The 25,132-nt window shown below is 71.2% G+C and carries 24 protein-coding genes; 16 read left to right on the top strand and 8 right to left on the bottom strand.

Annotated features, from left to right (window positions below; all coding sequences use genetic code 11):
* The first annotated feature begins 67 nt into the window (after nucleotides 1-67).
* The 3 genes from aspS to ACSQ11_RS13355 are packed head-to-tail and all read left to right on the top strand — an operon-like array spanning nucleotide 68 to nucleotide 3,580.
* Nucleotides 68-1,861, top strand: coding sequence for an aspartate--tRNA ligase (aspS, locus tag ACSQ11_RS13345; protein ID WP_436006156.1), 1,794 nt, complete (start codon nucleotides 68-70; stop codon nucleotides 1,859-1,861).
* Between the two features lies 1 nt (nucleotide 1,862).
* Nucleotides 1,863-2,513, top strand: coding sequence for an HAD family hydrolase (locus ACSQ11_RS13350; protein ID WP_147065315.1), 651 nt, complete (start codon nucleotides 1,863-1,865; stop codon nucleotides 2,511-2,513).
* Nucleotides 2,510-3,580: a GTP pyrophosphokinase gene (locus tag ACSQ11_RS13355; protein WP_436006158.1), complete on the top strand. Its 1,071-nt coding sequence runs from the start codon at nucleotides 2,510-2,512 to the stop codon at nucleotides 3,578-3,580. Before ACSQ11_RS13350 ends, ACSQ11_RS13355 begins: the two co-directional genes overlap by 4 nt.
* Here the strand turns inward: ACSQ11_RS13355 and ACSQ11_RS13360 are convergent.
* Nucleotides 3,540-4,340 carry a GNAT family N-acetyltransferase gene (locus tag ACSQ11_RS13360; RefSeq protein ID WP_436006160.1) on the bottom strand — a complete coding sequence of 267 codons (801 nt, stop codon included), beginning with the start codon at nucleotides 4,338-4,340 and terminating at the stop codon, nucleotides 3,540-3,542. The genes ACSQ11_RS13355 and ACSQ11_RS13360 overlap by 41 nt on opposite strands.
* Complete coding sequence (locus ACSQ11_RS13365) at nucleotides 4,337-5,158, bottom strand: alpha/beta fold hydrolase (protein ID WP_436006162.1); 822 nt, start codon at nucleotides 5,156-5,158, stop codon at nucleotides 4,337-4,339. Before ACSQ11_RS13365 ends, ACSQ11_RS13360 begins: the two co-directional genes overlap by 4 nt.
* 207 nt (nucleotides 5,159-5,365) lie before the next feature.
* On the opposite strand from ACSQ11_RS13365, the gene ACSQ11_RS13370 reads away from it, so the two are divergent.
* From ACSQ11_RS13370 to ACSQ11_RS13400, 7 genes are all read left to right on the top strand, one after another.
* Complete coding sequence (locus ACSQ11_RS13370) at nucleotides 5,366-6,658, top strand: replication-associated recombination protein A (protein ID WP_436006784.1); 1,293 nt, start codon at nucleotides 5,366-5,368, stop codon at nucleotides 6,656-6,658.
* Nucleotides 6,659-6,787: 129 nt separating this feature from the next.
* Nucleotides 6,788-9,481 carry an alanine--tRNA ligase gene (alaS, locus tag ACSQ11_RS13375; protein WP_436006164.1) on the top strand — a complete coding sequence of 898 codons (2,694 nt, stop codon included), beginning with the start codon at nucleotides 6,788-6,790 and terminating at the stop codon, nucleotides 9,479-9,481.
* Complete coding sequence (ruvX, locus tag ACSQ11_RS13380; RefSeq protein ID WP_436006166.1) at nucleotides 9,478-9,993, top strand: Holliday junction resolvase RuvX; 516 nt, start codon at nucleotides 9,478-9,480, stop codon at nucleotides 9,991-9,993. The genes alaS and ruvX overlap by 4 nt, the downstream gene beginning before the upstream one ends.
* Nucleotides 9,990-11,153 (top strand): endolytic transglycosylase MltG, encoded by a 1,164-nt coding sequence (gene mltG / locus ACSQ11_RS13385; RefSeq protein ID WP_436006168.1) that lies wholly within the window; start codon nucleotides 9,990-9,992, stop codon nucleotides 11,151-11,153. Before ruvX ends, mltG begins: the two co-directional genes overlap by 4 nt.
* Nucleotides 11,147-11,962: a shikimate dehydrogenase gene (locus tag ACSQ11_RS13390; RefSeq protein WP_436006170.1), complete on the top strand. Its 816-nt coding sequence runs from the start codon at nucleotides 11,147-11,149 to the stop codon at nucleotides 11,960-11,962. The genes mltG and ACSQ11_RS13390 overlap by 7 nt, the downstream gene beginning before the upstream one ends.
* Nucleotides 11,962-12,660, top strand: a complete 699-nt coding sequence (locus ACSQ11_RS13395) for a prepilin peptidase (RefSeq protein WP_436006172.1) — start codon at nucleotides 11,962-11,964, stop codon at nucleotides 12,658-12,660. Before ACSQ11_RS13390 ends, ACSQ11_RS13395 begins: the two co-directional genes overlap by 1 nt.
* A 37-nt stretch (nucleotides 12,661-12,697) precedes the next feature.
* Nucleotides 12,698-14,170 (top strand): cryptochrome/photolyase family protein, encoded by a 1,473-nt coding sequence (locus ACSQ11_RS13400; protein ID WP_436006174.1) that lies wholly within the window; start codon nucleotides 12,698-12,700, stop codon nucleotides 14,168-14,170.
* Between the two features lie 58 nt (nucleotides 14,171-14,228).
* On the opposite strand, the gene ACSQ11_RS13405 is transcribed toward ACSQ11_RS13400, so the two are convergent.
* From ACSQ11_RS13405 to ACSQ11_RS13415, 3 genes are all read right to left on the bottom strand, one after another.
* Nucleotides 14,229-14,753 (bottom strand): hypothetical protein, encoded by a 525-nt coding sequence (locus ACSQ11_RS13405; RefSeq protein ID WP_436006176.1) that lies wholly within the window; start codon nucleotides 14,751-14,753, stop codon nucleotides 14,229-14,231.
* A 92-nt stretch (nucleotides 14,754-14,845) separates the two neighbouring features.
* Nucleotides 14,846-15,145, bottom strand: a complete 300-nt coding sequence (locus ACSQ11_RS13410; RefSeq protein WP_436006178.1) for a DUF1905 domain-containing protein — start codon at nucleotides 15,143-15,145, stop codon at nucleotides 14,846-14,848.
* A 38-nt stretch (nucleotides 15,146-15,183) separates the two neighbouring features.
* The gene (locus ACSQ11_RS13415; protein ID WP_436006180.1) at nucleotides 15,184-15,945 is read right to left on the bottom strand and encodes an ArsR/SmtB family transcription factor; all 762 of its coding nucleotides are present in this window, start codon (nucleotides 15,943-15,945) and stop codon (nucleotides 15,184-15,186) included.
* Between the two features lie 139 nt (nucleotides 15,946-16,084).
* Here ACSQ11_RS13415 and aroC point away from each other — a divergent pair, with 139 nt between their 5' ends.
* From aroC to ACSQ11_RS13435, 4 genes are all read left to right on the top strand, one after another.
* Entirely contained in the window at nucleotides 16,085-17,308 is a 1,224-nt protein-coding gene (gene aroC, locus ACSQ11_RS13420) for a chorismate synthase (RefSeq protein ID WP_436006182.1), read from the top strand.
* On the top strand, nucleotides 17,302-17,823 hold the full coding sequence (locus ACSQ11_RS13425; RefSeq protein WP_436006184.1) for a shikimate kinase: 522 nt from the start codon (nucleotides 17,302-17,304) through the stop codon (nucleotides 17,821-17,823). The genes aroC and ACSQ11_RS13425 overlap by 7 nt, the downstream gene beginning before the upstream one ends.
* Nucleotides 17,820-18,884: a 3-dehydroquinate synthase gene (aroB, locus tag ACSQ11_RS13430; RefSeq protein WP_436006186.1), complete on the top strand. Its 1,065-nt coding sequence runs from the start codon at nucleotides 17,820-17,822 to the stop codon at nucleotides 18,882-18,884. Before ACSQ11_RS13425 ends, aroB begins: the two co-directional genes overlap by 4 nt.
* A 104-nt stretch (nucleotides 18,885-18,988) precedes the next feature.
* Complete coding sequence (locus tag ACSQ11_RS13435; RefSeq protein WP_436006188.1) at nucleotides 18,989-19,291, top strand: hypothetical protein; 303 nt, start codon at nucleotides 18,989-18,991, stop codon at nucleotides 19,289-19,291.
* A 31-nt stretch (nucleotides 19,292-19,322) separates the two neighbouring features.
* On the opposite strand, the gene ACSQ11_RS13440 is transcribed toward ACSQ11_RS13435, so the two are convergent.
* Nucleotides 19,323-19,889, bottom strand: a complete 567-nt coding sequence (locus ACSQ11_RS13440) for a phosphoribosyltransferase family protein (RefSeq protein WP_436006190.1) — start codon at nucleotides 19,887-19,889, stop codon at nucleotides 19,323-19,325.
* Nucleotides 19,890-20,014: 125 nt separating this feature from the next.
* Entirely contained in the window at nucleotides 20,015-22,855 is a 2,841-nt protein-coding gene (locus tag ACSQ11_RS13445) for a hypothetical protein (RefSeq protein WP_436006192.1), read from the bottom strand.
* 290 nt (nucleotides 22,856-23,145) lie between these two features.
* Between ACSQ11_RS13445 and ACSQ11_RS13450 the strand changes: the two genes are divergently transcribed.
* Nucleotides 23,146-23,478, top strand: coding sequence for a hypothetical protein (locus tag ACSQ11_RS13450; RefSeq protein ID WP_436006194.1), 333 nt, complete (start codon nucleotides 23,146-23,148; stop codon nucleotides 23,476-23,478).
* Nucleotides 23,475-24,137 carry a Type 1 glutamine amidotransferase-like domain-containing protein gene (locus ACSQ11_RS13455; RefSeq protein WP_436006196.1) on the top strand — a complete coding sequence of 221 codons (663 nt, stop codon included), beginning with the start codon at nucleotides 23,475-23,477 and terminating at the stop codon, nucleotides 24,135-24,137. The genes ACSQ11_RS13450 and ACSQ11_RS13455 overlap by 4 nt, the downstream gene beginning before the upstream one ends.
* Before the next feature lie 63 nt (nucleotides 24,138-24,200).
* Here the strand turns inward: ACSQ11_RS13455 and ACSQ11_RS13460 are convergent, their stop codons facing one another.
* Nucleotides 24,201-25,100: an NAD-dependent epimerase/dehydratase family protein gene (locus ACSQ11_RS13460; RefSeq protein WP_436006198.1), complete on the bottom strand. Its 900-nt coding sequence runs from the start codon at nucleotides 25,098-25,100 to the stop codon at nucleotides 24,201-24,203.
* Nucleotides 25,101-25,132 lie beyond the last annotated feature (32 nt).

Genomic DNA, 25,132 nt, shown 5'->3' on the forward strand with positions numbered 1-25,132 from the left:
CGTGCCGGAGGGGCGCCACTCCGTAGGATGAGGGCGTTCATCCACCCCCGTCCCGAAGGACCTCCCCGTGCTCCGCACCCATGAGGCCGGCACCCTGCGCGCCGACTCCACCAGCTCGACCGTCACGCTCACCGGTTGGGTGGCCAAGCGTCGCGATCACGGCGGCGTGGCGTTCATCGACCTGCGGGACGCCAGCGGGGTCGTCCAGGTGGTCGCCCGCGACGAGGTCCTCACGGGGGCTGCGCACGACCTGCGCGCCGAGTTCTGCATCAAGGTGACCGGCGAGGTCATCGCGCGCACCGAGGCCAACGTCAACCCCGACCTGCCCACGGGCGAGATCGAGGTCGTCGCCTCCGCGATCGAGGTGCTCGCCCCGAGCGCGCCCCTGCCGTTCCAGATCGACGAGCGCGTCACGGTCGGCGAGGAGGCCCGTCTCAAGCACCGCTACCTCGACCTGCGCCGCCCGGGCGCGTCGTCCGCGGGTGCCGCGATCCGGCTGCGGTCCAAGGTCAACGCCGCCGCCCGCGAGGTGCTCGGCGCGCGTGACTTCGTCGAGATCGAGACGCCCACCCTCACCCGCTCCACGCCCGAGGGCGCGCGCGACTTCCTCGTGCCCGCTCGCCTCGCGCCGGGCTCCTGGTACGCCCTGCCGCAGAGCCCGCAGCTGTTCAAGCAGCTGCTCATGGTCGCCGGCATGGAGCGCTACTACCAGATCGCGCGCTGCTACCGCGACGAGGACTTCCGCGCCGACCGCCAGCCCGAGTTCACCCAGCTCGACATCGAGATGAGCTTCGTCGAGCAGGCCGACGTCCTCGAGCTCGGCGAGGCCATCGTCACGAAGGTCTGGCAGCTCATCGGCGTCGAGCTCGACGCGCCGTTCGAGCAGATGACCTACGCCGACGCCATGAAGCGCTTCGGCTCCGACAAGCCCGACCTCCGCTTCGGCAACGAGCTCGTCGAGTGCACCGACTACTTCGCGAACACGCCCTTCCGGGTGTTCCAGGCCGAGTACGTCGGGGCCGTCGTCATGCCCGGTGGCGCCAGCCAGCCGCGCAAGCAGCTCGACGCGTGGCAGGACTGGGCCAAGAGCCGCGGCGCCAAGGGCCTCGCCTACGTCCTCGTGCAGGAGGACGGCGAGCTCGGCGGACCGGTCGCCAAGAACCTCTCCGACGAGGAGAAGGCCGGTCTCGCCGCGCACGTCGGCGCCCAGCCCGGCGACTGCGTCTTCTTCGCCGCCGGCCCGACGAAGTCCTCGCGCGCGCTCCTCGGCGCCGCCCGCCTCGAGATCGGCAAGCGCTGCGACCTCATCGACGAGGACGCCTGGAGCTTCCTCTGGGTCCTCGACGCTCCGCTGTTCGAGCCCGCGTCCGAGGCCGTCGCCGCCGGTGACGTCGCCGTCGGCGGGGGAGCGTGGACGGCCGTCCACCACGCCTTCACCTCGCCCAAGGCCGAGTTCCTCGACACCTTCGACACCGACCCCGGCCCGGCGCTCGCCTACGCCTACGACATGGTCTGCAACGGCAACGAGATCGGTGGTGGCTCGATCCGTATCCACCGCCGCGACGTGCAGGAGCGGGTCTTCAAGGTCATGGGCCTGTCCGACGAGGAGGCCCAGGAGAAGTTCGGCTTCCTCCTCGACGCCTTCGCCTTCGGCGCCCCGCCGCACGGTGGCATCGCGTTCGGCTGGGACCGCATCGTCTCGCTGCTCGCCGGCACCGAGTCGATCCGCGACGTCATCGCCTTCCCCAAGTCGGGCGGCGGCTACGACCCGCTCACCGCGGCCCCGGCACCGATCACGCCGGAGCAGCGCAAGGAGGCCGGCGTCGACGCCCAGCCCGAGGCCCCCGCCGAGAAGGCCTGAGATGACGACGGCGGCCGACGTCAGCGTGGATGCCCGGCCGCTGCACTCCGCGCGCCCTGTCCGGGTGATGCTCTGGGACGCCGACGGTGTCCTCCAGCACCCGCGGCACGAGTGGCGACCCCGTCTCGAGTCGTGGGGAGGCCCGGGCTTCGCCGAAGCCCTCTTCGAGGCCGAGATCCCGGCCCTGCGCGGTGAGGAGCCCTTCCGGGAGTCGCTCGCGCGGCTGCTGCGAGCGCGCCCTGAGGTTACCGTCGGGGTCGACGACCTCCTCGAGCTCTGGGAGCAGGTCGACCTCGACGACGCGGCGGTCCGGCTCGTGCGGGAGGTCGCCGGCTCCGGCGTGAGCTGCGCCCTCGCGACGAACCAGCAGGACCACCGCAAAGCGTTCCTGCGTCGCACGTTCGGCTACGACGAGGTCTTCGCACGCTCCTTCTACTCGTGCGACCTCGGCGCGAGGAAGCCCGAGCCGGAGTACTTCGAGCGGGTGCTCGCCAGCCTGGGCGTCGCGCCCGAGGACGCCGGCGAGGTCGGCTTCGTCGACGACAGCCTGCCCAACGTCGAGACCGCGCTGGGAATGGGCATCCGCGCCGTCCACCACGACCCCGCCTCGGGCGTCGACGGGCTGCGGTCCGTGCTGGGATGGTCCACATGAGCTCGCAGGACGCCGACGCCGGTGCCGAGCACGACGTCGCGCACGACGTCGTGCACGACGTCGCGCACGACGTCGTGCACGACGCCGTCCACGACGCCGTGCAGCGCTACGCGCAGCGCCAGCCCGAGCTGCGTCAGGTCGCCGACCAGTTCGTCACGATGGTCACCGCCCTGCTCGACGACGCGGGCATCAACTACGTGAGCGTCACCGGTCGCGCCAAGAGCGTCGCGTCGTTCGCCGGCAAGGCGTCTCGGACCGTCGACGGCGCACCCGCCTACGCCGACCCCCTCACCGAGATCACCGACCAGATCGGCGTGCGGGTCGTGACCTACCTCCAGGGCGACGTCACGGCCGTCGCGGACCTGCTCGCGGGGGAGTTCAGCGTCCTCGACGACCGGGACCTCGGCCAGGAGACGGCGCAGCAGGGACGCTTCGGCTACTCCTCCCGCCACCTGTTGGTGACGCTCGACGACGAGGCCAGCGACCCGGCATACGCACACCTTCGCGGGCGCTCCGCCTCGGTGCAGGTGCGCACGATCCTCCAGCACGCGTGGGCCGAGTTCGAGCACGACGTGCGCTACAAGGGCTCGGTCCCGGCCGCGGACGTCTCCGACCTCGACCGCCGGTTCACGCTCGCCGCAGGGCTGCTCGAGCTCGCCGACCGTGAGTTCACGGCCATCCGCGACCGGCTCCAGGCCGGTGGTGGGCCGGGTGGGGGCTCGCCCGACGACGACCCGCGCATCGCCGGGCCCGACCTCGCGGCGTTCCTCACGGCGCACTTCAGCGACGCCGGCTGGTCGCGCACCGACCACTACTCGTGGATCTCCGGCCTCCTGCTCGAGCTCGGCATCACCTCGCTCGACGAGCTCGGGGGCCTCCTCGGCACGGTCGACGCGCAGGGGATCAACGAGCGGATGGACTACCGCTACCCGGCGGGGGCCGTGCGCCGTCTCGACGACGTGCTGCTCGCCGTGTTCGGTCCGCGCTACATCCACCTGCACGGCAACGCGCACCGCGTCGAGTCACTCACCGCGCGCCTCGAGAAGGTGCGCGCCTCCCAGCCCTGACCTGGAAGCCGGTCCGGGCACGGAGCCCGACCCGGTAGCCGAGCCGCTCGTAGAGCGTGCGGGCGTGGTCGTTGTCCGCGAAGACTCCCAGGATGCACGCGCCCGTGCGGTCGAGCCCGTCCCTCGTGAGGTATGCCGTGACGGCGGCTCCCAGCCCACGTCCCCTGAGCGAGCCGTCGACGACGATGCCGCCGAGGAGCGGCGGGTCGGCGTTGCCCGGCTCGGTGCACCCGCACGCGACGACCCGGCCCGCATCACGGACGACGGCCCACCGCTGCTGGGGGTGCTGGCCCGGGAGCGCGTGGGGCTGCGGGTTGTGGGTGCGGACGAAGTCGGTGAGCTCGGCGGCATCACCGTCGTGCCACGCCACGTCGCCCTCGGCGGCGATCGGCGGGGGAGGAGCGGTCGTCCACATCCGGTCCCACGCGTTGCCACCGCGGAGACCGAGAGCCTCCTGCAGCGGTGCATAGATGTCGACGGGCGCGGTGACGTGGTCGGGCGCGAGCCGCTCGACCCATGAGCGCAGGGAGTCGCCCCCGGCGAGGACGCCGACGTCGTCCGGATCGCCGAGCACGATGACCCCGAGCCGGCCGTCGGCCCAGTGCTGCGCCCACGCGACGGCGTCGGTGCCGGGCACGCGCAGGCCGGGGTCGACGAGCGTCTGCGCTAGGTCGAAGCGGGCGAAGGGGTGGTCGGCGGTCGCAGCGACGAGCTCGTCGCGGGACGAGAGCGGCTCGACGCCGCGACCGGACGCGCTCACCGGGTGAGGAAGGAGACGAGCGCTTCGTTGAACTCGTCGCGGTGGCTCGTGTTGATGCCGTGCGGCCCGTCCTCGACCGTGACGAGCTCGCTGCCCTCGACCTGCTCGTGGGTGCGCTGGCCGGACACCTCGACCGGCACGATCGCGTCGGAGTCACCGTGGATGACGAGGGTCGGGACGGTGACCTTGGCGAGGTCGCCGGTGAAGTCCTCGAGCCACGACCCGATGCACGCGACGGCGGCGTCGAGGTCGGCCTGCGCGGCGATGGCCTTGGCCTCCTCGCGCTGCTCCTGCGTGACCTTGAGGTCGCCGTCGGCGCTGAAGAAGTTCGTCGTGAACTCGTCGAGGAACCCCTCGCGGTCGTTGCGCAGGCCCGCCTGCATCTTCTCGGCCTCCTCGCGGGGGAGCCCGCCGTCCGGGTTGTCGTCGCTCTTGAGCAGCCACGGCGGGATCGCGGCGGCGAACGCGATGCTGTGCAGCCGGTCCTCGCCGTGGGTGCCGACGTAGCGGGCGACCTCGCCGCCGCCCATGGAGAAGCCGACCAGGGAGACGTCGCGCAGGTCGAGCCGCTCGATGAGGTCCGCGAGGTCGGAGGTGAGCGCGTCGTAGTCGTAGCGACCGTCGGCGGCCGGTGCCGACTGCCCGAACCCACGGCGGTCGTAGGTGATGACGCGGAGCCCGGCAGCGGTGAGCGCGGGCACGGTGTCCTTCCACGAGGCGCCGGAGAGCGGCCAGCCGTGGATGAGGACGACGGGGCGGCCGTCGCCGCCGGTGTCCTCGTGGTGCAGCGTGGGGGAGGTGGAAGTCGTGTCGGACATGGTTCACCTTTCGCGTGCTGGGGAAGTCGGGGGTTCTCCGACCCTATGCACGGAGTTCGGCGCACGCTGAACGGCCGACGGGTGTGATCTGGGTCACATCATGGCGTCGTCGGTGCCGCGGGTTAGTGTGCTCGCGTGTCTGCCGCCGATCTCTTCGCCTCGACCGAGGGCACGGGTGAGGCGTCGCTGCCCCCGCTCGCGGTTCGCATGCGACCCGCCTCGATCGACGAGGTACGCGGCCAGGCCGAGATCCTGCGTCCGGGCAGCCCGCTCCGCCGCCTCATCGAGGGCTCCGGTGGGACCGCCGGCCCGCTGAGCGCGATCCTCTGGGGCCCGCCCGGCACGGGCAAGACGACGCTGGCCCACCTCGTCGCGACCGCGGCACACCGCGAGTTCGTCGAGCTGTCCGCGGTGACGGCCGGGGTCAAGGACGTGCGCGCCGTCATGGAGGCGGCGGCTCGCAACCGCGACCTCTACGACCGCCAGACCGTCCTCTTCCTCGACGAGATCCACCGCTTCACCAAGGCCCAGCAGGACGCCCTGCTCCCCGGCGTCGAGACCCGCCAGGTCATCCTCGTCGCCGCGACGACCGAGAACCCGTCGTTCTCGGTGATCGCCCCGCTCCTCTCGCGCTCGATGCTCATCACCCTGACCTCGCTCGACGACACCCAGGTCGCGGAGGTCCTCGACTCCGCAGTGGCGGACGCGCGGGGTCTCGACGCGGCATACGTGCTCTCGCACGAGGCGCGCGAGCACCTCGTCCGGATCGCGGGCGGCGACGCGCGCCGGGCCCTCACCTCGCTCGAGGCCGCCGCGGGGGTGGCCCAGGACGACGCCCCGATCACCTCGGAGGCGGAGCAGGTGACGATCACCCTCGCCCACGCCGAGCAGGCCGTCGCGCAGGCGTCGGTGCGCTACGACAAGACCGGCGACCAGCACTACGACGTCGCGTCGGCGTTCATCAAGTCGATGCGCGGCTCCGACGTCGACGCCGCCCTGCACTACCTCGCCCGCCAGCTCGAGGCGGGGGAGGACCCCCGGTTCATCGCGCGGCGCATCGTCATCGCCGCCAGCGAGGACGTCGGCATGGGCGACCCGACCGCGCTCCAGACGGCGGTCGCCGCGATGCACGCCGTCGCCCAGATCGGCATGCCGGAGGCGCGGATCATCCTCGCCCAGGCCGTCGTCCACAACGCCCTCGCGCCCAAGAGCAACGCCGCGTATGCCGGGATCAACGCGGCCATCGCCGACGTCCGTGCCGGACGCGGCGGTGCCGTGCCGCCTCACCTGAGGGGCAGCGGGTATGCCGGTGCGTCCCGCCTTGGGCACGGCGACGGCTACGTCTATGCGCACGACCAACCCGATGGTGTCGCTCGCCAGCAGTACCTCCCGGACGACCTCCACGGGACGACGGCGTACTACGAGCCGACCGACCGCGGGTTCGAGGCCCGGCTGCAGGAGCGCTGGACCTGGCTCAAGGAGCGGCTCGGCCGCAGCTGAGGCCCCGCCCGGGGCTCGCAGGGTCAGGACCCGCCGCGGAACGCAGGCGCGGGCGGCAGGAGTCGGCACGTAGGATTCACCGGTGCCCGGCAACCCGGGCGCGACGCACTCGACCTCAGGACAGACGACATGGAAACCGCCGAGATCCGGCGCCGTTGGCTCACCTTCTTCGAGAAGAACGGCCACACGGTGGTGCCCTCCGCACCCCTCATCCACGACGACCCCAACCTGCTCTTCGTCAACGCCGGCATGGTGCCGTTCAAGCCGTACTTCCTGGGTCAGGAGACGCCGCAGTGGGACCGCGCCACGAGCGTGCAGAAGTGTGTCCGCACCGGTGACATCGAGGAGGTCGGCAAGACCTCGCGCCACGGCACGTTCTTCCAGATGAACGGCAACTTCTCGTTCGGCGACTACTTCAAGAAGGACGCGATCCGCCTCGCGTGGGAGCTCCTCACGTCGTCGCAGAGCGAGGGCGGCTACGGCCTGGACCCCGACCGGCTCTGGGCGACCGTCTACGAGGACGACGACGAGGCCGAGCGCCTCTGGGCCGAGTACACCTCGATCCCACTCGACCGGATCGTGCGCCGCGGCAAGGCCGACAACTACTGGCACATGGGCGTCCCGGGTCCCGGCGGCCCGTGTAGCGAGATCTTCTACGACCGCGGCCCCGAGTACGGCCGCGAGGGCGGCCCGGCGGTCGACGAGGACCGCTACATGGAGATCTGGAACCTCGTCTTCATGCAGTACGAGCTGAGCGCCGTCCGCTCCAAGGTCGACTTCGACATCGCGGGTCCGCTGCCCGCCGAGAACGTCGACACGGGCATGGGGCTCGAGCGCATCGCGAGCATCCTCCAGGGCGTCGACAACCTCTACGAGATCGACGAGGTCTACCCCGTCCTCGAGAAGGCCGCGGAGCTCACCGGCAAGACCTACGGTGCGCACTCCGGCCACGCGGCGAGCGAGTCCAACCCGGACGACGTCCGCCTGCGGGTCGTCGCCGACCACGTCCGCTCCTCGCTCATGCTCATCGGTGACGGCGTCACCCCGGGCAACGAAGGCCGTGGCTACGTCCTGCGCCGGATGCTGCGACGCGCCGTGCGCTCGATGCGCCTCCTCGGTTTCGCCGAGCCGGCGCTGCCGCACCTGCTCCCGGTGTCGATGGAGCGGATGAAGCAGTCCTACCCCGAGCTCGAGACCGGCTTCGACCGGATCAGCCAGATCGCCTATGCCGAGGAGGAGGCGTTCCGACGCACCCTCGCGTCCGGCACGACGATCCTCGACACCGCCGTGACCCGGACCAAGGAGTCCGGCGGGCAGGTGCTGGCGGGCGACCAGGCGTTCCAGCTCCACGACACCTACGGCTTCCCGATCGACCTCACGCTGGAGATGGCGGAGGAGCAGGGCCTCTCGGTCGACCGCGAGGGCTTCACCCGGCTCATGCAGGAGCAGCGCGACCGTGCCAAGGCCGACGCGAAGGCCAAGAAGTCCGGCCACGCCAACACCGAGGTGTGGAAGGACCTGCGGGCAGCCGGCGAGACCGACTTCCGCGCGTGGCACGAGCTGACGAGCGAGGCCAAGGTCCTCGGCCTCGTCGTCGACGGCGAGCGCGTCGAGGAGATCGAGCCCGGCCAGCGCGGCCAGGTCGTCCTCGACCGGACCCCGTTCTACGCCGAGTCCGGTGGCCAGATCGCCGACGAGGGCATCATCACGGCCGACGGCGTCCACCTCAAGGTCATGGACGTCCAGCGCCCGGTCAAGGGCCTCATCGCGCACACGGTCGAGGTGGTCCACGGACCGCTGCGCACCGGGGCGCCCGTCCTCGCCGAGGTCGACCCCGAGTGGCGCCTGTCCGCGTGCCAGGCGCACTCCGGCACGCACGTCGTCCACGCCGCCCTCCGTCAGGTGCTCGGCCCGTCGGCGCTGCAGTCCGGCTCCTACAACAAGCCCGGCTACCTCCGCCTCGACTTCGCGTGGGGCCAGGCGCTCTCGGCCGCGACGCGCAGCGAGATCGAGGAGGTCGCCAACCTCGCCGTCCGCAAGGACCTGCCCGTCTCCGCGGCGTGGATGCCGCTGGCGCAGGCGCGCGAGCTCGGCGCGCTCGCGCTCTTCGGCGAGACCTATGGCGAGGACGTGCGCGTCGTCGAGATCGGCGGCCCTTGGTCGCGCGAGCTCTGCGGTGGGACGCACGTCGGTCACTCCTCGCAGGTCGGTGCCCTCACGGTGACCGGTGAGTCCTCCGTGGGCTCCGGCGTCCGCCGCCTCGAGGCGTTCGTCGGCATGGACGCCCTGCGCTACCTCGCGCGGGAGCGCGCCATCGTCGCCGAGCTCACCGGCCTCGTCGGCGCCCAGCCCGGCGAGCTCACCGAGCGCGTCGCGGCGATGGTCACCCGCCTCAAGGACGCCGAGCGCGAGCTCGAGCGCTCCCGCAAGCAGGCCGTGCTCGCGGCCGCCGGCTCGCTCACCGACAACGCGAAGGACGTCGGCGGGGTGCGCTTCGTCGGGCACGACGCCGGTGCGGACGCCGGAGCCGACGACGTGCGCGCCATGGTCCTCGACGCCCGCCAGAAGCTCGGCGACGGTGCTCCGTCGGTCGTCGCCGTCACCGGTGGCGCCAAGGGCCGTCCGGTCGTCGTCATCGCGACCAACCAGGCCGCGCGCGACCGTGGCATCAGAGCCGGCGAGCTCGTGCGGATCGCGGCGCAGACCCTCGGTGGTGGTGGCGGCGGCAAGGACGACATCGCCCAGGGCGGTGGCCAGGACCTCGCCAAGACCGGTGAGGCCATCAACGCCGTCGAGTGGCGCGTGGGGGAGCTGGCCGGTTGAGCGTGCGCCCCGGGGTCCGCTTGGGGGTCGACGTCGGCACGGTCCGTGTCGGGGTGGCCGTCAGCGACCCCCGGGGCGTGCTCGCCAGCCCCTACGCGACGCTCCAGCGGACGTGGCCGGACGACGACACGACCGACGACGACATCGCCACGATCGTGGCGCTCGCGGCCGAACGCGAGGCCGTCGAGGTCGTCGTGGGCCTGCCACGCTCACTTTCCGGGGGCGAAGGACCTGCCGCGGGGGCAGCCCGCCAGTATGCTGCGGAGTTGGCCCGCCGGGTGTCGCCCGTGAGCGTGCGTCTCGTCGACGAGCGCCTCACGAGTGTCGATGCCCACAGGGTCCTGCGCCACAGTGGTGTTGATGGACGTCGGCAACGCGCCGTCGTCGACCAAGCGGCTGCGGTCCTCATCCTCCAGGCCGGCCTGGACGAGGAACGCGCCTCGGGTCGCCCACCGGGTGAGCCGGTGAAGGACAAGCGGCGCAGGCCGAAGACGAAGGACGGACAGCGGTGAGCCAGAACCACCTCGACACGACGATCTTCGGCGAGCCGCCACCCGACGAGCCGCGTCGTCGTCGCCACCGCCGCCGTCGGCGGGGCAAGGGCCGCCGCATCGTGACGATCCTCGTCGCCGTCGTGCTCGTCGGCGGGGCCGCCGCCACCGCCTTCACGCTCCTCAAGCCGCTCGTCTCGTCGCTCGTCGGTGGTGGGACCTCCGAGGCCGAGGACTTCCCGGGTCCCGGCGAGGGCGAGGTCCAGGTCACCGTCAAGGCCGGGGACAGCGGTGAGGCGATCGCCACCGCGCTCAAGGCGGCCGGCGTCGTCAAGACGCGGACGGCATACCTCAACGCCTCGGCTGCTGACCCCGAGCAGAGCGCGAAGATCCAGGCCGGCACCTACTCGCTGCGCAAGGGCATGACCGCCGCCGACGCCTTCGCGATGCTCAGCGACCCCGGCAACCGCGCCGTCCTGCGCGCGACGATCCCCGAGGGACTGTGGGTCAACGAGATCTTCGCCCGCCTGAGCAAGGCCACCGGCGTGCCGGTCAAGGACTACCAGGCCGCGGCCAAGAACACCGCGGCCCTCGGCCTGCCCGAGTCCGCCAAGGGTCGGCTCGACGGCTACCTCTTCCCGTCGAGCTACGAGTTCGACGACAAGGTGCCCGCCGCGACGCAGCTCAAGCAGATGGTCGCCATGACCCTCGCCGAGCTCAAGAAGGCCGGCGTGCAGCCGGGCGACTACAACCGGATCCTCACGGTCGCCTCGATCATCGAGGGCGAGGTCAACGGCGACGCCGACCGCGCCAAGGTCGCCCGGGTCATCGAGAACCGTCTCGACGACCCCAACGGCCCGACGATCGGCCGGCTCCAGATGGACTCGACCGTCCACTACATCGAGCAGAAGCGTGGCCGCGCCGGCACCTCCAACGAGGCGCGCAACTCCGACAGCCCCTACAACACCTATAAGGTGCAGGGTCTGCCGCCGGGTCCGATCAACAGCCCGGGTGCCGCGTCGATCGAGGCCGCTGCCGCTCCCGCCGACGGTCCCTGGTTCTACTTCGTCGCGGTCAACCCCGATACGGGTGAGACGAAGTTCGCCGTGACCCAGGCCGAGCACGACGCCAACGTGCGCGAGTTCAACGAGTGGTGCTCCAACAACAAGGACAAGTGCTGAGAGCCGCAGTCCTCGGGTCGCCGGTCTCGCACTCGCTCTCGCCTGCCCTCCACACCGCGGCGTATGCCGCACTCGGCCTAGCGGACTGGACGTACGTCCGTCGTGAGGTCACCGAGGTCGAGCTCGGCGACGTCGTGGCCGAGTTCGACGAGGAGTGGCGCGGGCTGAGCCTGACGATGCCGCTCAAGGAGGTCGCGTTCGAGGTGGCCGACACGGTGACCGACGTGGCCCGGGCGGCAGGGGCGATCAACACGCTCGTCCGTCGCGAGGACGCCCGCTGGGACGGCGCCAACACCGACGTCGCCGGCATCGTCGGCGCACTGGATGGCGTCGACCACGGCGGAGTCGCGACGATCCTCGGCTCGGGGGCGACGGCCCGATCGGCCGCGCTCGCGCTCGCCGAGCTCGGGGTGAGTGACGTCGTCGTCGCGGCCCGCAACGTCGAGACGTCCGCCGACCTCGTCTCCCTCCTGACCGATCGGGGCGTGCGGGCGGCGCGCCGACCGCTGGAGGAGTGGGCGCGGGCACCCCGCCCACTCGTCGTGTCCACCCTCGCCCCGGGCGCCAGCGAGTACGCCGGCGCGGCCGTGGTGGGTGACGGCGAGAGCCTGCGCGGAACCACGCTCATGGACGTCGTCTACGCCGACTGGCCGACACCGCTGGCGCGGGCCGCCCGTGCCCACGGCGCCGACGTCGTCTCGGGCCTCGACATGCTCGTCCACCAGGCGGCGGCCCAGGTGGAGCTCTTCACCGGGCTGCGGCCACCGCTTGACGTCATGTTCGCCGCGGCGCGCGAGGGCGTGGCCTGATGTCGTCGACCGTGCTCGGCGTCCTCGCGCTCGTCGTGCTCGTCGTCGCCGCGCTCGCGGTCGGGCACGTCACGGCCCGCGAGCTCTCCACCGGGGGCTACCGCATCGCCGAGGACGAGGCGACGCACGCCACCCTGCCGTCGTGGTGGGTCGCCCCGCTGCTGGCCGCGCTCGTCCTCCTCCTCGCGCTCACGGTCGGTGAGACGGCCGCGTACGCCGCGCTGCCGGCATACCTGCTCTTCGCCTGGCTCACCGTGTGCCTCGTGTGGATCGACATCGACGTCCACCGGCTGCCGATCGGGCTCACCCGTCCGGCGCTGCCGGCGTTCGCCCTGCTGCTCGTGCCGCCGACGGTCGCGACGGGGGAGTGGGAGCGGCTGCTCGTGGCGGGGATGTGCAGCCTGGGGCTCACGGTGGCCTACGTCGCGTTCGGGTTGCTGCCCGGTGGTGGGTTCGGCGGCGGCGACATCCAGCTCGCGCCGGCCATCGGCCTCCTGCTCGGCTGGTTGTCGGTCGGCCACGTCGTCGTCGGGACGATGGCGGCGTTCGTCGTGGGTGGTCTCACCGCCCTCGTGCTGCTCCTCACGAAGCGGGCCGGTCGCACGTCGGCCATGGCGTTCGGGCCCTCGATGTGCGCCGGCGCGATCGTCGCGGTGGCGTGGGGGCAGTCGCTCATCGACGGCTACCTCGGCCGCTGAGGGCGGTGGCCGTCGCTGCGAGCGGTAGCGTCGAGCGATGACGACGCGCTGGCTCTTCGGTGACCAGCTCGGACCGCACTTCCTCGACGACCACGACGGACCGGTCGTCATGGTGGAGTCGCGCAGGGTCTTCGCCCGGCGACGCTTCCACCGCGCCAAGGCGCACCTCGTGCTCTCGGCCATGCGCCATCGTGCGGCCGAGCTCGGAGACCGGGTGGACCTCCGGCAAGCCGACACCTATGCCGAGGTCGTGGGTGGTCTCTCGCAGGTCGACGTCGTGCACCCGACCTCGTATGCCGCGCTCGGGCTCGTCCGTCGGCTCGGCGTCGAGGTGCTCGACCCGCGGGGCTTCGCGACCTCGCGCGAGGACTTCACCCGCTGGGCGCAGGGGCGCGGTGGCCGGCGGCTGCTCATGGAGGACTTCTACCGCGAGGTACGCCGGCGGCACGACGTGCTCATGGACGGCGGCGAGCCCGCGGGTGGGCAGTGGAACTTCGACCACGACAACCGCGAGCCGCCGCCCAAGGGCGCGACCACCCTCGGCGTGACGCAGCCGTGGTGGCCCGACGAGGACGAGATCGACGAGCAGGTGCGGGCCGACCTCGACCGATGGGAGCGCGACGGCGACGTCTCCTTCATCGGGCGCGACGGTCCCCGGCGGTTCGCTGCGACCAGGGCCGAGGCTCTGGCGGCCCTCGACCACTTCGCGGAGCACCGGCTCGCGTCGTTCGGGGCGCACGAGGACGCCGTGCTCGAAAGGGATGCGTGGATGGCGCACAGCCTGCTCAGCGTCCCGCTCAACCTCGGCCTGCTCGACCCGCTGGAGGTCGCCGCGCGGGCCGAGACGGCATACCTCGCAGGGGACGTGCCCATCGCGAGCGCCGAGGGGTTCGTGCGCCAGGTGATCGGCTGGCGGGACTACGTGTGGCACCTGTACTGGTACCAGGGGGAGGGCTACCGGCGACGCAACGCCCTGGAGGCGACGCAGCGACTGCCGAAGTGGTTCGCCGAGCTCGACGCCGACGCCACCGAGGCGAGGTGCCTGTCGCACACGCTCGACCAGGTCGCCGAGCACGGCTGGGTCCACCACATCCCGCGCCTCATGGTGCTCGGGTCGTACGCGATGCAGCGCGGGTGGGCCCCGACGCAGGTGACCGACTGGTTCCACCGCGCGTTCGTCGACGGCTACGACTGGGTCATGGTGCCCAACGTCGTCGGCCTGTCGCAGCACGCGGACGGTGGGGTCATGGCCACCAAGCCCTACACGTCCGGCGGTGCCTACATCAACACGATGAGCGACCACTGCGGCTCGTGCCGCTTCAACCCCAGGGTGCGGGTGGGGGAGGACGCGTGCCCGTTCACCGCGGGGTACTGGTGGTTCCTCGACCGCAACCGCGAGCGGCTGGCCGGCAACCAGCGGATGGCGCGGGCGGTGCAGGGGCTGGACCGGCTCAGCGACCTCGAGGCGCTCGTCGCGCAGGAGGAGGACCGGGGCAACCGCGCGCCGTGACGCCCTTCGGTGGCATCGGCCTCGGTGGCGGCCCGGTGGTGGCCTTGGTGGCGGTCGGTCAGAACTGCTGGATGGGACCCGGGGCCGGAACCCCGAACTCCTCGCGCAAGGTGGTGCGGCGCCCGGCCGCCTCGAGCGCGTCAGCGACCCTGCCGACCGGCCGCGCCGACGGCCAGACGTGGACGGCCATGAGGACGAGCGACACGACTGCGCCGACGGCATACGTGAGGATCCCTCCCTCGACGACGAACGCCGCCACGAGCGACGCGATGGCGATGACCTCGCTCAGCGCGAACCGCAGGATCATCGAGCTCTGCCACCGGGTCCGGGCCGCCGTCTCGGCGTCGGCGTCGGACAGGTCCGGGTCGAGCGGCTGCACGCGGTAGCCGACCGACTCCAGGAGGAGGTGCACGACGACACCGGCCACGAGTTGGGCGGCGACGAGCCACATGGGCGGCGTGTCCTCGGTGCCGAGCACGAAGAACATCGCGATGCCGATGAACACCAGCGCGGCCATGAGGGCGCCGGCGAGGATCCGGACGGACTGGGCGAACGGCGCGGCCGGCGGTGGTGTCGTCGTCATGCCGTGAGGGTAGCCGCGGCCGGCCGCGTGGCTCGGGAGGTCGCCGCGTGCCTCGGCAGGTTGCCGCGTGGCTCAGGAGATAGTCGCGTGGCTCAGGAGGTCGCCGCGGCCTTCGCGTCGTCGAGCCGCTCGGTGAGGTGGACGGTCACCTCGTCGCCGGTGCCCTTGCCGATGGCGTCACGGACCTCGCGGGTGACCGCGAGCTTGTGCGTGCCGTCGCCGAGGGCCATGAAGGACCCGCGGAAGGGGTGGTCGTCGATCGTCCCCGCCACCTTGACGAGACCGCGCGTGCCGAAGAACTCCGCGCTCCAGTCGGTGACGAGGTAGGTCCAGCCGCCCGGGGCGCTGCTGGTGGCGAGGGTGCCGGTGAACGTGCGGTCGAGTGTCGACATGGTCTGCTCCTGAGAGTGCGACGGGACGGTGGAGGGGGTCAGCCGTACATGAGCGAGCCGGGGGTGGTGAGCTCGGTGCCCGTCTCGAGCCAGGTCTTGAGGCCCGAGAGCACCATCGGCCAGCCGCCGTGGATGGCCTCGCTCACGTCGTCGGGCAGCTGGTCGTGAACGACCGTGAGTCGGCAGGAGTCGCCGACCTCCTCGATCTCCCACGTGACCCGCGACGTGCCGGCGGACTCGGCGTCGTCGTCCCAGTGCGCCCGGAAGCTCTGGACGAGGCGGCGCGGCGGGTCGACCTCGAGGTTCTCGCCGTCGACGAGCGGGCCGTCCGCCCCGTCGTGGGTCATGACATAGGGGGAGCCCTGTGTCCACTCCGACGCGATCGTGTTGCCGAAGTGGAACCGGCGGCGGATGTCGGGGTCGGTGATCGCGTGCCACAGCCGGTCCGGCGTGGTGCGGATGTAGATCTCGAAGACCTTGGTCTGGCTCATGCGCGCTGCCTCCAGCTCGTCCTTGAGCCCGACGAGGCCGGCGGCCCAGGGCTCGGTGTACTTGCTGACCCAGCGGTCGTGGACCTGTCGGATGCCGACGGGGTTGAGGTAGTGCAGCTTCTCGCGACCGCTGCGCCGGCTCACGACGAGACCGGCCTCCTCGAGCTGGGTCAGGTGCTTGGCGACGCCGATCCGGGTCATGTCGAACCGCGCCGAGAGGGACCGCAGCGTCTGGCCGTCCTCGCCGAAGAGCGCGTCGAGCAGCGCCCGGCGGGTCGGGTCGGCGAGCGCCCGGAAGATGAGGTCCACGGTCGACACATTAGGAAACCAATTGGTTTCCTGTCAAGAGTCGGTATGCCGTCCGCCCCCGACCGCGCCCACGTCCTGACCGCGCCCACGTCCTGACCGCGCTCCGATTGCTGGGCGGCCTGCATGGGAGGATCGGCCCATGCTTCGTTGGTTGACCGCAGGTGAGTCGCACGGCCCTGCCCTCCTGGCCACGATCGAGGGTCTGCCCGCCGGTGTCGAGGTGACCCGCAAGGACCTCGCCGACGCGCTCGCCCGTCGTCGGCTCGGCTACGGCCGGGGTGCTCGCATGAAGTTCGAGCAGGACGAGGTCGAGTTCCTCGGCGGCGTCCGGCACGGACTGACGATGGGCTCGCCGGTGGCGATCCGCATCGGCAACACCGAGTGGCCCAAGTGGGAGACGGTCATGTCGGCCGACCCGGTCTCCGACGAGGCGTATGCCGCATCGAACGACGTGGGCGCCGACAAGGAGGTCGCGCGCAACAAGCCGCTGACCCGTCCCCGTCCCGGCCACGCGGACCTCGTGGGCATGCAGAAGTACGGCTTCGACGACGCCCGGCCCGTCCTCGAACGGGCCTCGGCGCGCGAGACCGCCGCCCGGGTCGCCCTCGGTGAGGTCGCAGCCCGCTTCCTCGAGCAGGCCTACGGCATCCGCCTCGTCTCGCACACCGTGTCGATGGGTCCGGCGGGTGTCGCCGACGACGCACCGCTGCCCACGCCCGACCAGGTCGCCGAGATCGACGCCGACCCCGTGCGCACGCTCGACCCCGCCGGCTCTGCCGCGATGGTCGCCGAGGTCGAGTCCGCCAAGAAGGACGGCGACACCCTCGGTGGCGTCGTCGAGGTCCTCGCCTACGGCCTGCCGCCGGGTCTCGGCTCGCACGTCCACTGGGACCGCCGCCTCGATGCCCGGCTCGCCGGAGCGCTCATGGGCATCCAGGCCATCAAGGGCGTCGAAGTCGGTGACGGCTTCCGCACCGCGGCTCGTCGCGGGTCCGCCGCCCACGACGAGATGGAGCGCGACGAGTCGGGCACGATCCGTCGGCGCACCGGCCGCGCCGGTGGCACCGAGGGCGGCATGTCCAACGGTGACGTCTTGCGGGTGCGCGCCGCGATGAAGCCGATCTCCACCGTCCCGCGGGCGCTCGACACGATCGACACGACGGGGGAGGGCGAGGCCAAGGCGATCCACCAGCGCTCCGACGTCTCCGCCGTCCCCGCTGCGGGGGTGGTGGCCGAGGCCATGGTCGCGCTCGTCCTCGCCGAGGCCTGCCTCGAGAAGTTCGGCGGCGACTCGGTCGCCGAGACGCGACGCAACCACGCGGCATACCTCGCCGCCATCCCCGAGACGATGCGCTCGTGGTGAGCTCGCAGCGGCCCGCGGTCGTCCTCATCGGACCGCCCGGCTCCGGCAAGACGACGATCGGCTCGGCGCTCGCCGAGGCTCTCGCGGTCTCCTTCCACGACACCGACGCCGCGATCGAGGCCGACCAGGGCTGCTCGATCTCCGACATCTTCGTCCTCGACGGGGAGCACGCCTTCCGCGCGCTCGAACGCGCCGAGGTGGCCCGTGCGGTCGGTGCCGAGACCGGCGTCGTGGCGCTGGGTGGCGGGGCGCCGATGGACGAGTCGACCCAGGAGGTCCTCGCCGACCACGTCGTCGTCTTCCTCGACGTGGGCATTGCCGACGCCGCCAAGCGGGTGGGCTTCGACGCCAGCCGTCCGCTGCTCGCCATCAACCCCCGGGCCGCGTGGACCAAGCTCATGAACGAGCGCCGCCCCACCTACGAGCAGCTCGCGACCCACCGGGTCGACACCGCCGGGCGCGCCGTCGACGACGTCGTCGCGGAGATCGTGTCGCTGGTCGGGCCTGCCCGATGAGCGTGGTCTCCGTCGGTGGCGACTACGACGTCGTCATCGAGAGCGGGTGCTCCTCGCGCGTCGCCGACGTCGTCGGTGAGGGCGTGCGCCGCGCGTTGGTCGTGCACCCGGACTCGATGCGGTCGCTCGGGGAGACGGTCACCGCATCGTTGCGCGACACCGGGATCGAGGCGTATGCCGTCGGCGTCCCCGACGCGGAGGACGCCAAGACCGCGACCGTCGCCGCGGACCTGTGGTCGCTGCTCGGTCGCCACGGCTTCACCCGCACCGACGTCGTCGTCGGCGTCGGGGGAGGGACGGTCACCGACCTCGCTGGGTTCGTCGCCGCGACCTGGCTGCGGGGTGTGCCCGTGGTGCAGGTGCCGACGACGTTGCTCGGCATGGTCGACGCCGCCGTCGGTGGCAAGACCGGCATCAACACGCCCGAGGGCAAGAACCTCGTCGGCTCGTTCCACCCACCGCGGGCCGTCCTGTGCGACCTCGACGTGCTCGCGACGCTGCCGCGGAAGGACTACGTCGCGGGGCTGGCCGAGATCATCAAGGCCGGGTTCATCGTCGACCCGGTCATCCTCGACCTCGTCGCCTCGGATCCTGAGGCTGCCGGGCGGTTCGACGGTCCGCACACGCTCGAGCTCGTCGAGCGCGCCATCCGGGTCAAGGCCGACGTCGTGAGCCAGGATCTGCGCGAGTCGTCGCTGCGGGAGATCCTCAACTACGGCCACACGTTCGGGCACGCCGTCGAGCAGGTCGAGCAGTATCGCCGGCGGCACGGTGAGGCGGTCGCCATCGGCATGGTCTTCGCCGCCGAGCTCGCGGGTGCGGCCGGGGTGCTGGGCCGGGACGTTGTCGATCGCCACCGCGAGGTGCTCACATCGGTCGGTCTGCCGACGTCCTACGAAGCAGGGCGCTGGACCGAGCTCGAGACAGCAATGCGCCGCGACAAGAAGACCCGCGGCGACCTGCTGCGCTTCGTGGTCCTGGAGGACGTCGCCCGGCCCGTGCGTCTGGAAGGCCCGACCCCGGAACAGCTCCACACGGCCTACGCCGCGGTCTCAGCCTGACGCTGTGGAGGAGCGTGAGGTCTCACTCTCATGCCGATGAGCGGACGCTCAGGAAGTTGCACGATGCACCCTGCGAGTGAGCCCACTGCTGAGAAGGTGAGTGCGTGACATCGGACAAAACCTGGCCGAGCGAGGCGGAGATTGAGGCTCAGTGGCTAGCGCTCGCGCATGGGACTCTGACCCGTGAGCAGGTGCACGAATGGACGATGCCTTGGGTTGAGGGCGACGGAGCCGGGTGGCACAGCGGCCTCGGGCACGTCGAGAACGGTCTGCAGACTCTGCACGGATTCTCGATGGCCTACGACCCGGCAACCCCGCATCTGATCCACCATGGCCCGCCAGGCGTCTACGTGAAGTCCAGGGAGGACATCGTCGCTGAGTTGGCCCGCTGGATGGAGGAACGGTGAGCCCAACACACGGATCTGCCGCTTGTAGTGCTTATGGCAAGCGATCCAAGTCGCGCATGTGCAGGAGGGATCGAAGCGATAGTTCACGCCGAGCTGCCGCGCTCTCCAGTCCGTCGACGATGACGGCGGCCCCCATCCAGCTGGCCCCGGCGTCCTCGGTCAGCCCCTTACAAGCGATTGCCTGCCCGCCGGATGCGATCCAGTCATCCACGAATAGCACTCGGTCGCCCGGGTGCAGTTGGGACTTGCGGATTGCCAACTCGAGGTGACGGTCTTGGTAGTCGGGAGGCGTGAGGCGCGTCAGCCAGGGGTCATCGTCAGAGCCGCGTCGAGCGCCCTTACGAACCTCCGCGAAGCCGATCCTCAAATGATTGGCGACAAGCGGTCCCAACAGGGAGCCATGCGCCACGGTGCCCATGACGACCGTGGGTGTCATGTCGACGAACAGATTCGCCAACGCCGGGCCTATCGTCTGCAAGATCTCGGGCTGTCGCCACCACTGCGTGTAATCGGCGTAGTGGGTGCGCTCCTCCGGCCAGACAGGTGGATCTGACCGCCAGCGGAGGTTGGCGAGCAGGTGGTCTTTCAAAGCGGTCACGGGCGTCAGTGTCTCAGCGTCCCCCATGGCGGTCGCACACTTGCAGTCGATTGAACATCCGGATTTGCCGCGATCAGTGCGTGGGCCGATGGCCGGGTGGATACATCGGAAGCTCTTCCGCAGGGTCAGGATCGCAAGATCGCCAGGGCGTCGACACGGGCCGGCTTCGAGCTGGCGGAGCGCACGGTGATCGCGGCGTTGGAGAACGCTGCGGTGGTGAGGGTCACCGTGGCTCGTGACCACTTCGTCGCGTTCAGACCGATCTGCCCGATCTTCTTGCGGCCGACGTAGACGTCGACCGTGCCCTGGCCCGGGCCTCGCAGCGCCACGACCGAGACCTTGCTTCCGGTCTGACCGCTTCGGGAGACCTGGGCGCCGATCGCCGACAGTGTCGTGGTCGTCCCTGAGAGCGCCATCGACGACGTCGTGCGGCTCGTCCTACCGGCGACAGCGAGCGACCGGTCGTCGAAGGGCACGCTCGTGCAGACGGGCGTGGCCCACGGTCCGATGTTGCCGGCGGCATCCCGGGCACGGGCACGGAAGCACAGGTCCTGTCCGACGCTCACCGAGCCGCGCTGCGAGGCGGCCTGGGCGTTCGTCCACGCTGTCGGCTGCACCCATGGCCCGTAGCCGGCGCCGCTCGAGGCGCGCCGGTAGGCGATATCGGTGCTCGTCCAGTCCTGCCCGTTGACTCCGACCTGGAAGGAGTAGGTCACGGTGCGAGTGGTCGTGGCCGGTACGACGCGGGGTCCCACGGTCGGGGCAGCGATCACCGGCGCGACCGTGTCGCGGTTGACGCATGACACGGCTGACCAGGGTCCGACGTTGCCCGCTCGGTCTCGGGCTCGGACCGACCAGCACGTGTCGCGCCCGGTGGTGTCCGGGAGAGCCACCCTGGTGGTGGTGAGGCTCGACGACCACGCAGCCGTGAGCCACGCCGTCGGGCTCGGACTCTGCTGGTGGACAGGCTGCTGGTAGCGCACGTCGTACGACGACAGTCCGCTGGGATGCTGCGTGGTCGATGCGGTGGTGTCCTGCGCGGTCCACGCGGCGAAGAGCGCCTGGTTCGTGTGCGGTGGCGACCCGCCGACGCTGGTGATCGTGGGACCAACCGTGTCGTCGGTGGTGGTCGGTGCCGCCGTCAGCCAGTCGAGGTCCGCAACTCGCGCGAGGAGGGCGTCGTCCAACCAGGCCAGCATGGGTGCGTCGGTCGCCGGCGCCACTACGGATCCGTACGAGCTCAGCGGGCCGAAGGTCCTCGTCGTGAAACCGGCTCCGAGGTCGCGCACGACGATGCGGCCGCCTGCGCTCGTCCACTCGGTCCAGGATGCGAATCCGGCGCCGAGTGCGGGCCAGACGTTCTGGGTGCCGGCGAGTGGCCGGGGCTTGAGCATGCCGGTGGTGTCGAGGATCTGCCACACGTTGTTGCACCGGGCCAGCACCCAACGTCCGCGCGCCATGAGTGGGGCGTTGTCACAGGTGGTCGCGCCGGTCTGGACCAGGCGCGACGACCCGGTGGCGAGGTCGCGGCCGGTCAGCCTGCCCTGTGCGTCGGGCCCGGTCCACTCGGTGGTGCCGTCGACGGCTGTTGCCGTGTTCGGATCACTCGGCGTCCCGAGCGCAGCCCCTGTGCGGGCGTACTCATAAGTGGAGCCGCCCGGTGCGTTGCGCCGCACGACCACACCGCCAGCGCCCAAAGTGAGCTCGACGTGCGAGCCGGTCACCGTCCGCCGCCCACCAGGCCAGGAGATGACGAATCCGGAGTTGGGCGCGTCGCCGGTCCGGGTGATCACCGTGCCCCCGTCGGCGGAGGACAGCAGCCCCGGCACCGGTCCGGACGCGTCAGTTCGACGTAGCGCCGGACCGCTGCCGTCAGCCGGCGCGGACCACGTCTCGCCCTCGGGCACGTAGCCGTAGCCGGTGTGGACCCGGCCGCCATCGAGCGCCAGCGTCCGCGCCGGACGCCCGATCTCGGGAAGGTCCACGAGCGTCCGCACAGGCTTCCCGTCCTCGAGAACGACGACACGACCATTGGGCGTGTCGGTCAGGTGCGCCACGAGCCTGCCGTCACCCAGGGAGCGAATCTCGCTCGCGCCACTGAGGAGCGGCGGGCCCCACGCACCGCTGTCGAGATCCACCGCATGCAGTGAGTACGTGCGCCCGTCGACGTTCTGGAGGCGGGCAAGGCCGTCGCCGTACGCCACGTAGGGCGCGTAGTAGTCCTCGGTACCCGGGAGGGTCGCCGACCCCGAGCCGGGGCCGCGACGGTCCCACCAGGCGACGGTCCGGGTCTGGGTCGAGTTGTCCCAGCTGACGACGAACCACTTGGTGGGGCCCGCGACGATCCGCGCCCGGTCCCCGGTCGTTGGCAGCTCTGTGGCCTTCGCGGTGTCGAGATCGACCTGCTGGACCATCGCCCCGGTGCCGTTGGTCACGAGAAGACCGGTCGAGTCCCCGACGATGGTCGGGCCGGCGCTCGTGGGCCAGGAGAGCTCCATGCCCTCCACGACTCGCACCGGCTGGCCCGGCCGCCGGAGGATCGCGTGGTGGTCCTGATCTGCACTGAGTACCCACGACTCGCCGACGGATGCGACGAACTCGCCGGCGGGGACCGTGATGGTCCAACGGGGGGCGCCGGAGACCGCATCCGTGGCCACGACCTGATTGCTCTCGTACCAGTACCCAGGGCTGGTCTTGAGCAGGGTTCGACCCGAGAGAGCCGTCGTGTCGGTGCCGGGCTCGTAAGGCACGCGAGCGGCGACCGAGCCATCGTCGGTGCTCCGGAGCTCAATGTCCTGCGGTTGGCCGGGACGGTAGGTCTCGCGGGTGATGCCGGCAAGCTCCGGGGAGAACAGGCCCATGCGGGTTCCGAGCTCGGCGTCCTCGGCCACATGCGGGACGGGCCGCCCGGGGGAGGGCTCCGCGGCGTTCGCGCTGGTCCCGCTCGCCGGGATGGTGACAGCCATACCGATGGCCAGCGCCACCGTCCCCCACAGTCGTGCCTGCCCCAATGTCCTGCCGCCTTCGCGTCCCGTGCCCCGCGCTGCGCGTCGGCCGCGTCATCGTAACGGCGTGCCCGAGAGGGGCGCTGCACCTTCGCGAAAACGGGCTGTGTGTGGGATCCCTCCCTCATGGCGGCTGGAAGGGATCGTGCGACCCACGCCGCATCCGGATCGCTCTCACGGCACGTGCTGCGGGAGATCCCTTCGATCACCGGGCCTGACAGGATCGTGCCGAGGAGAGGGGAGAAGGGGACGTGAGCAGACCAGAGCTGCGGCTCGACGTCGACTACGGCGCGAGTCCGCTGTGGACCGACGAAGGAAGTACGCCGATCGAGAGTTTCTCGCTGAGCCCGCGCCTGAGCGAAGAACTGCACCGCTGGGCCACCGAGTTCGACGCCACCACTCCTCAGGGTCGGCGCATGAAGCGGGGTGGCTACGTCCCCTCGGACTGGCTCGACCGGGGTCGACGTCTGGCACGACAGCTCCAAGCCGAAGTCGGCGATGCCTACCTCGTCGTCTACGGACGTGACAGGGCGGCGGCGCTGGAGGATGAGGCTGGGTACGGATCTCAGGAGGAGGAACGATGAAGCTGTTGCTGACCTCGGGTGGCGTCACCAACCCGAGCATCGAGGCGGCTCTCGTGCGTCTGCTCGGCAAGCCCGTCGCCGAGTCCTCGGCTCTGCTCATCCCGACGGCGCAGTGGGGGCATCCGATGTGCGGCCCGCAGTCGGTGCGAGGGCTCGTCGCCGCCGACGAGAGCCGGCGACACCTGTCCGGACTGGGGTGGGCGTCGCTGGGAGTCCTCGAGCTCACGGCGCTGCCGAGCGTCGGTCGTGGACGATGGGTGCCGTGGGTCCAGGAGGCCGACGTGCTCCTCGTCGACGGAGGCGACGCGACGTACCTGTGCCACTGGATGAGGGAGTCCGGTCTGGCCGACCTCCTGCCATCACTGGACGACACCGTCTGGGTCGGGGTCAGCGCCGGGAGCATGGTGCTCACGCCCCGGATCGGGGAGTACTTCGTCGAGTGGCCGGGCGCGACGGACGACCGTGGGCTGGGACTCGTCGACTTCTCGATCTTCCCGCACCTCGACGTCTTCCCGACCAACACCATGACCCATGCCGAGCGGTGGGCCAGTGACGTCGGCGGCCCGGCCTATGTGATGGACGACCAGAGCGCCATCGCCGTCGTCGACGACACCGTGGACGTGGTCTCGGAAGGTCAGTGGCGCAGGCTCACGCCGTAGGCAGAGCGCCAGCACACGGCATACGAGATCTGTCCCGGACTGCGGGGGATCCGCGAAGGGGCGTCATTCAGGAGCGGGTGCCGGAAGCACGTCGCGCCACGAGTGGCGGGGTGCGTAACCAAGCAGGTCTCGGGCCTTGTCGATCGAGTAGAAGGTCTCGTCCCGCTCCATGGGCCGGGTCAGGGGTATGCCGTCGTAGAAGCGCTCGCGGATCTCGTCCGTCGTGGCGGCGACGGACATGTCGGCGTTGGCGACGTTGAAGACCTCGTACCCGAGGCCGTCGACCTCGAGGCAGCGCTGCACCATGTGGCCGAGGTCGCGGGTGTCGATGTAGGCGAAGATGTTGCGCCGTCGCAGCGCCGGGTCGGCGAGGAAGTCCGGGAACAGCTCGGCGTACTCGTGCGGCTCGATGACGTTGTTGATCCGGAGCCCGTAGATGTCGGCTCCCGTGCGAGCAGCGAACGAGCGGGCCGTCACCTCTCCCGCGACCTTGGACATCGCGTAGGAGTCCTCGGGCACGGTCGGGTGCTCCTCGTCCACGGGGACGTAGTCCGGCCGGCGCTCTCCTTGCGCGAAGCACACGCCGTACGTCGTCTCCGAGGAGGCGAAGACGACCTTGCGGATCCCGAGCGAGGTGGCCGCCTCGAGGACGTTGTAGGTGCTGAGGACGTTGGTTGCGTAGGTCCGCGAGTCCGCCGCCTTGAGGATGGCGGGGATCGCCGCGAAGTGCACGACGGCGTCGTAGGTGGGCCTGCGCTCCAGGTCGAGCTCGGACATCCGCGCCAGCCCTGCCATCGCCGAGTAGGTCTCACCCGCGTCGGTGAGGTCGACCGTGAGGTCGGTGACCGAGGGGTGTCCCAGCGGCACGAGGTCGGCGTTGGTGACGTCGTGACCCTGGTCCGCCAGGTGGGCGACGACGTGCTTGCCGGCCTTGCCACTGCCGCCGGTGAAGAAGATCCGCATGAGCCGATCCAACCACCGGCCGGCCGCGATGC

Origin of the sequence: Knoellia sp. LjRoot47 (genome assembly GCF_964253435.1) — a bacterium.
Lineage (GTDB): Bacteria > Actinomycetota > Actinomycetes > Actinomycetales > Dermatophilaceae > Knoellia.

Excerpts from the sequence above, each read along its gene's own strand:
- ACSQ11_RS13395 (WP_436006172.1), top strand. The coding sequence starts at position 11,962 with ATGTCGTCGACCGTGCTCGGCGTCCTCGCGCTCGTCGTGCTCGTCGTC.
- ACSQ11_RS13370 (WP_436006784.1), top strand. The coding sequence starts at position 5,366 with ATGCGACCCGCCTCGATCGACGAGGTACGCGGCCAGGCCGAGATCCTG.
- ACSQ11_RS13460 (WP_436006198.1), bottom strand. The coding sequence starts at position 25,100 with ATGCGGATCTTCTTCACCGGCGGCAGTGGCAAGGCCGGCAAGCACGTC.
- aroC (WP_436006182.1), top strand. The coding sequence starts at position 16,085 with ATGCTTCGTTGGTTGACCGCAGGTGAGTCGCACGGCCCTGCCCTCCTG.
- ACSQ11_RS13410 (WP_436006178.1), bottom strand. The coding sequence starts at position 15,145 with ATGTCGACACTCGACCGCACGTTCACCGGCACCCTCGCCACCAGCAGC.
- ACSQ11_RS13455 (WP_436006196.1), top strand. The coding sequence starts at position 23,475 with ATGAAGCTGTTGCTGACCTCGGGTGGCGTCACCAACCCGAGCATCGAG.
- ACSQ11_RS13400 (WP_436006174.1), top strand. The coding sequence starts at position 12,698 with ATGACGACGCGCTGGCTCTTCGGTGACCAGCTCGGACCGCACTTCCTC.
- ACSQ11_RS13405 (WP_436006176.1), bottom strand. The coding sequence starts at position 14,753 with ATGACGACGACACCACCGCCGGCCGCGCCGTTCGCCCAGTCCGTCCGG.
- ACSQ11_RS13355 (WP_436006158.1), top strand. The coding sequence starts at position 2,510 with ATGAGCTCGCAGGACGCCGACGCCGGTGCCGAGCACGACGTCGCGCAC.
- ACSQ11_RS13365 (WP_436006162.1), bottom strand. The coding sequence starts at position 5,158 with ATGTCCGACACGACTTCCACCTCCCCCACGCTGCACCACGAGGACACC.
- ACSQ11_RS13445 (WP_436006192.1), bottom strand. The coding sequence starts at position 22,855 with ATGGCTGTCACCATCCCGGCGAGCGGGACCAGCGCGAACGCCGCGGAG.
- ACSQ11_RS13350 (WP_147065315.1), top strand. The coding sequence starts at position 1,863 with ATGACGACGGCGGCCGACGTCAGCGTGGATGCCCGGCCGCTGCACTCC.
- aroB (WP_436006186.1), top strand. The coding sequence starts at position 17,820 with ATGAGCGTGGTCTCCGTCGGTGGCGACTACGACGTCGTCATCGAGAGC.
- alaS (WP_436006164.1), top strand. The coding sequence starts at position 6,788 with ATGGAAACCGCCGAGATCCGGCGCCGTTGGCTCACCTTCTTCGAGAAG.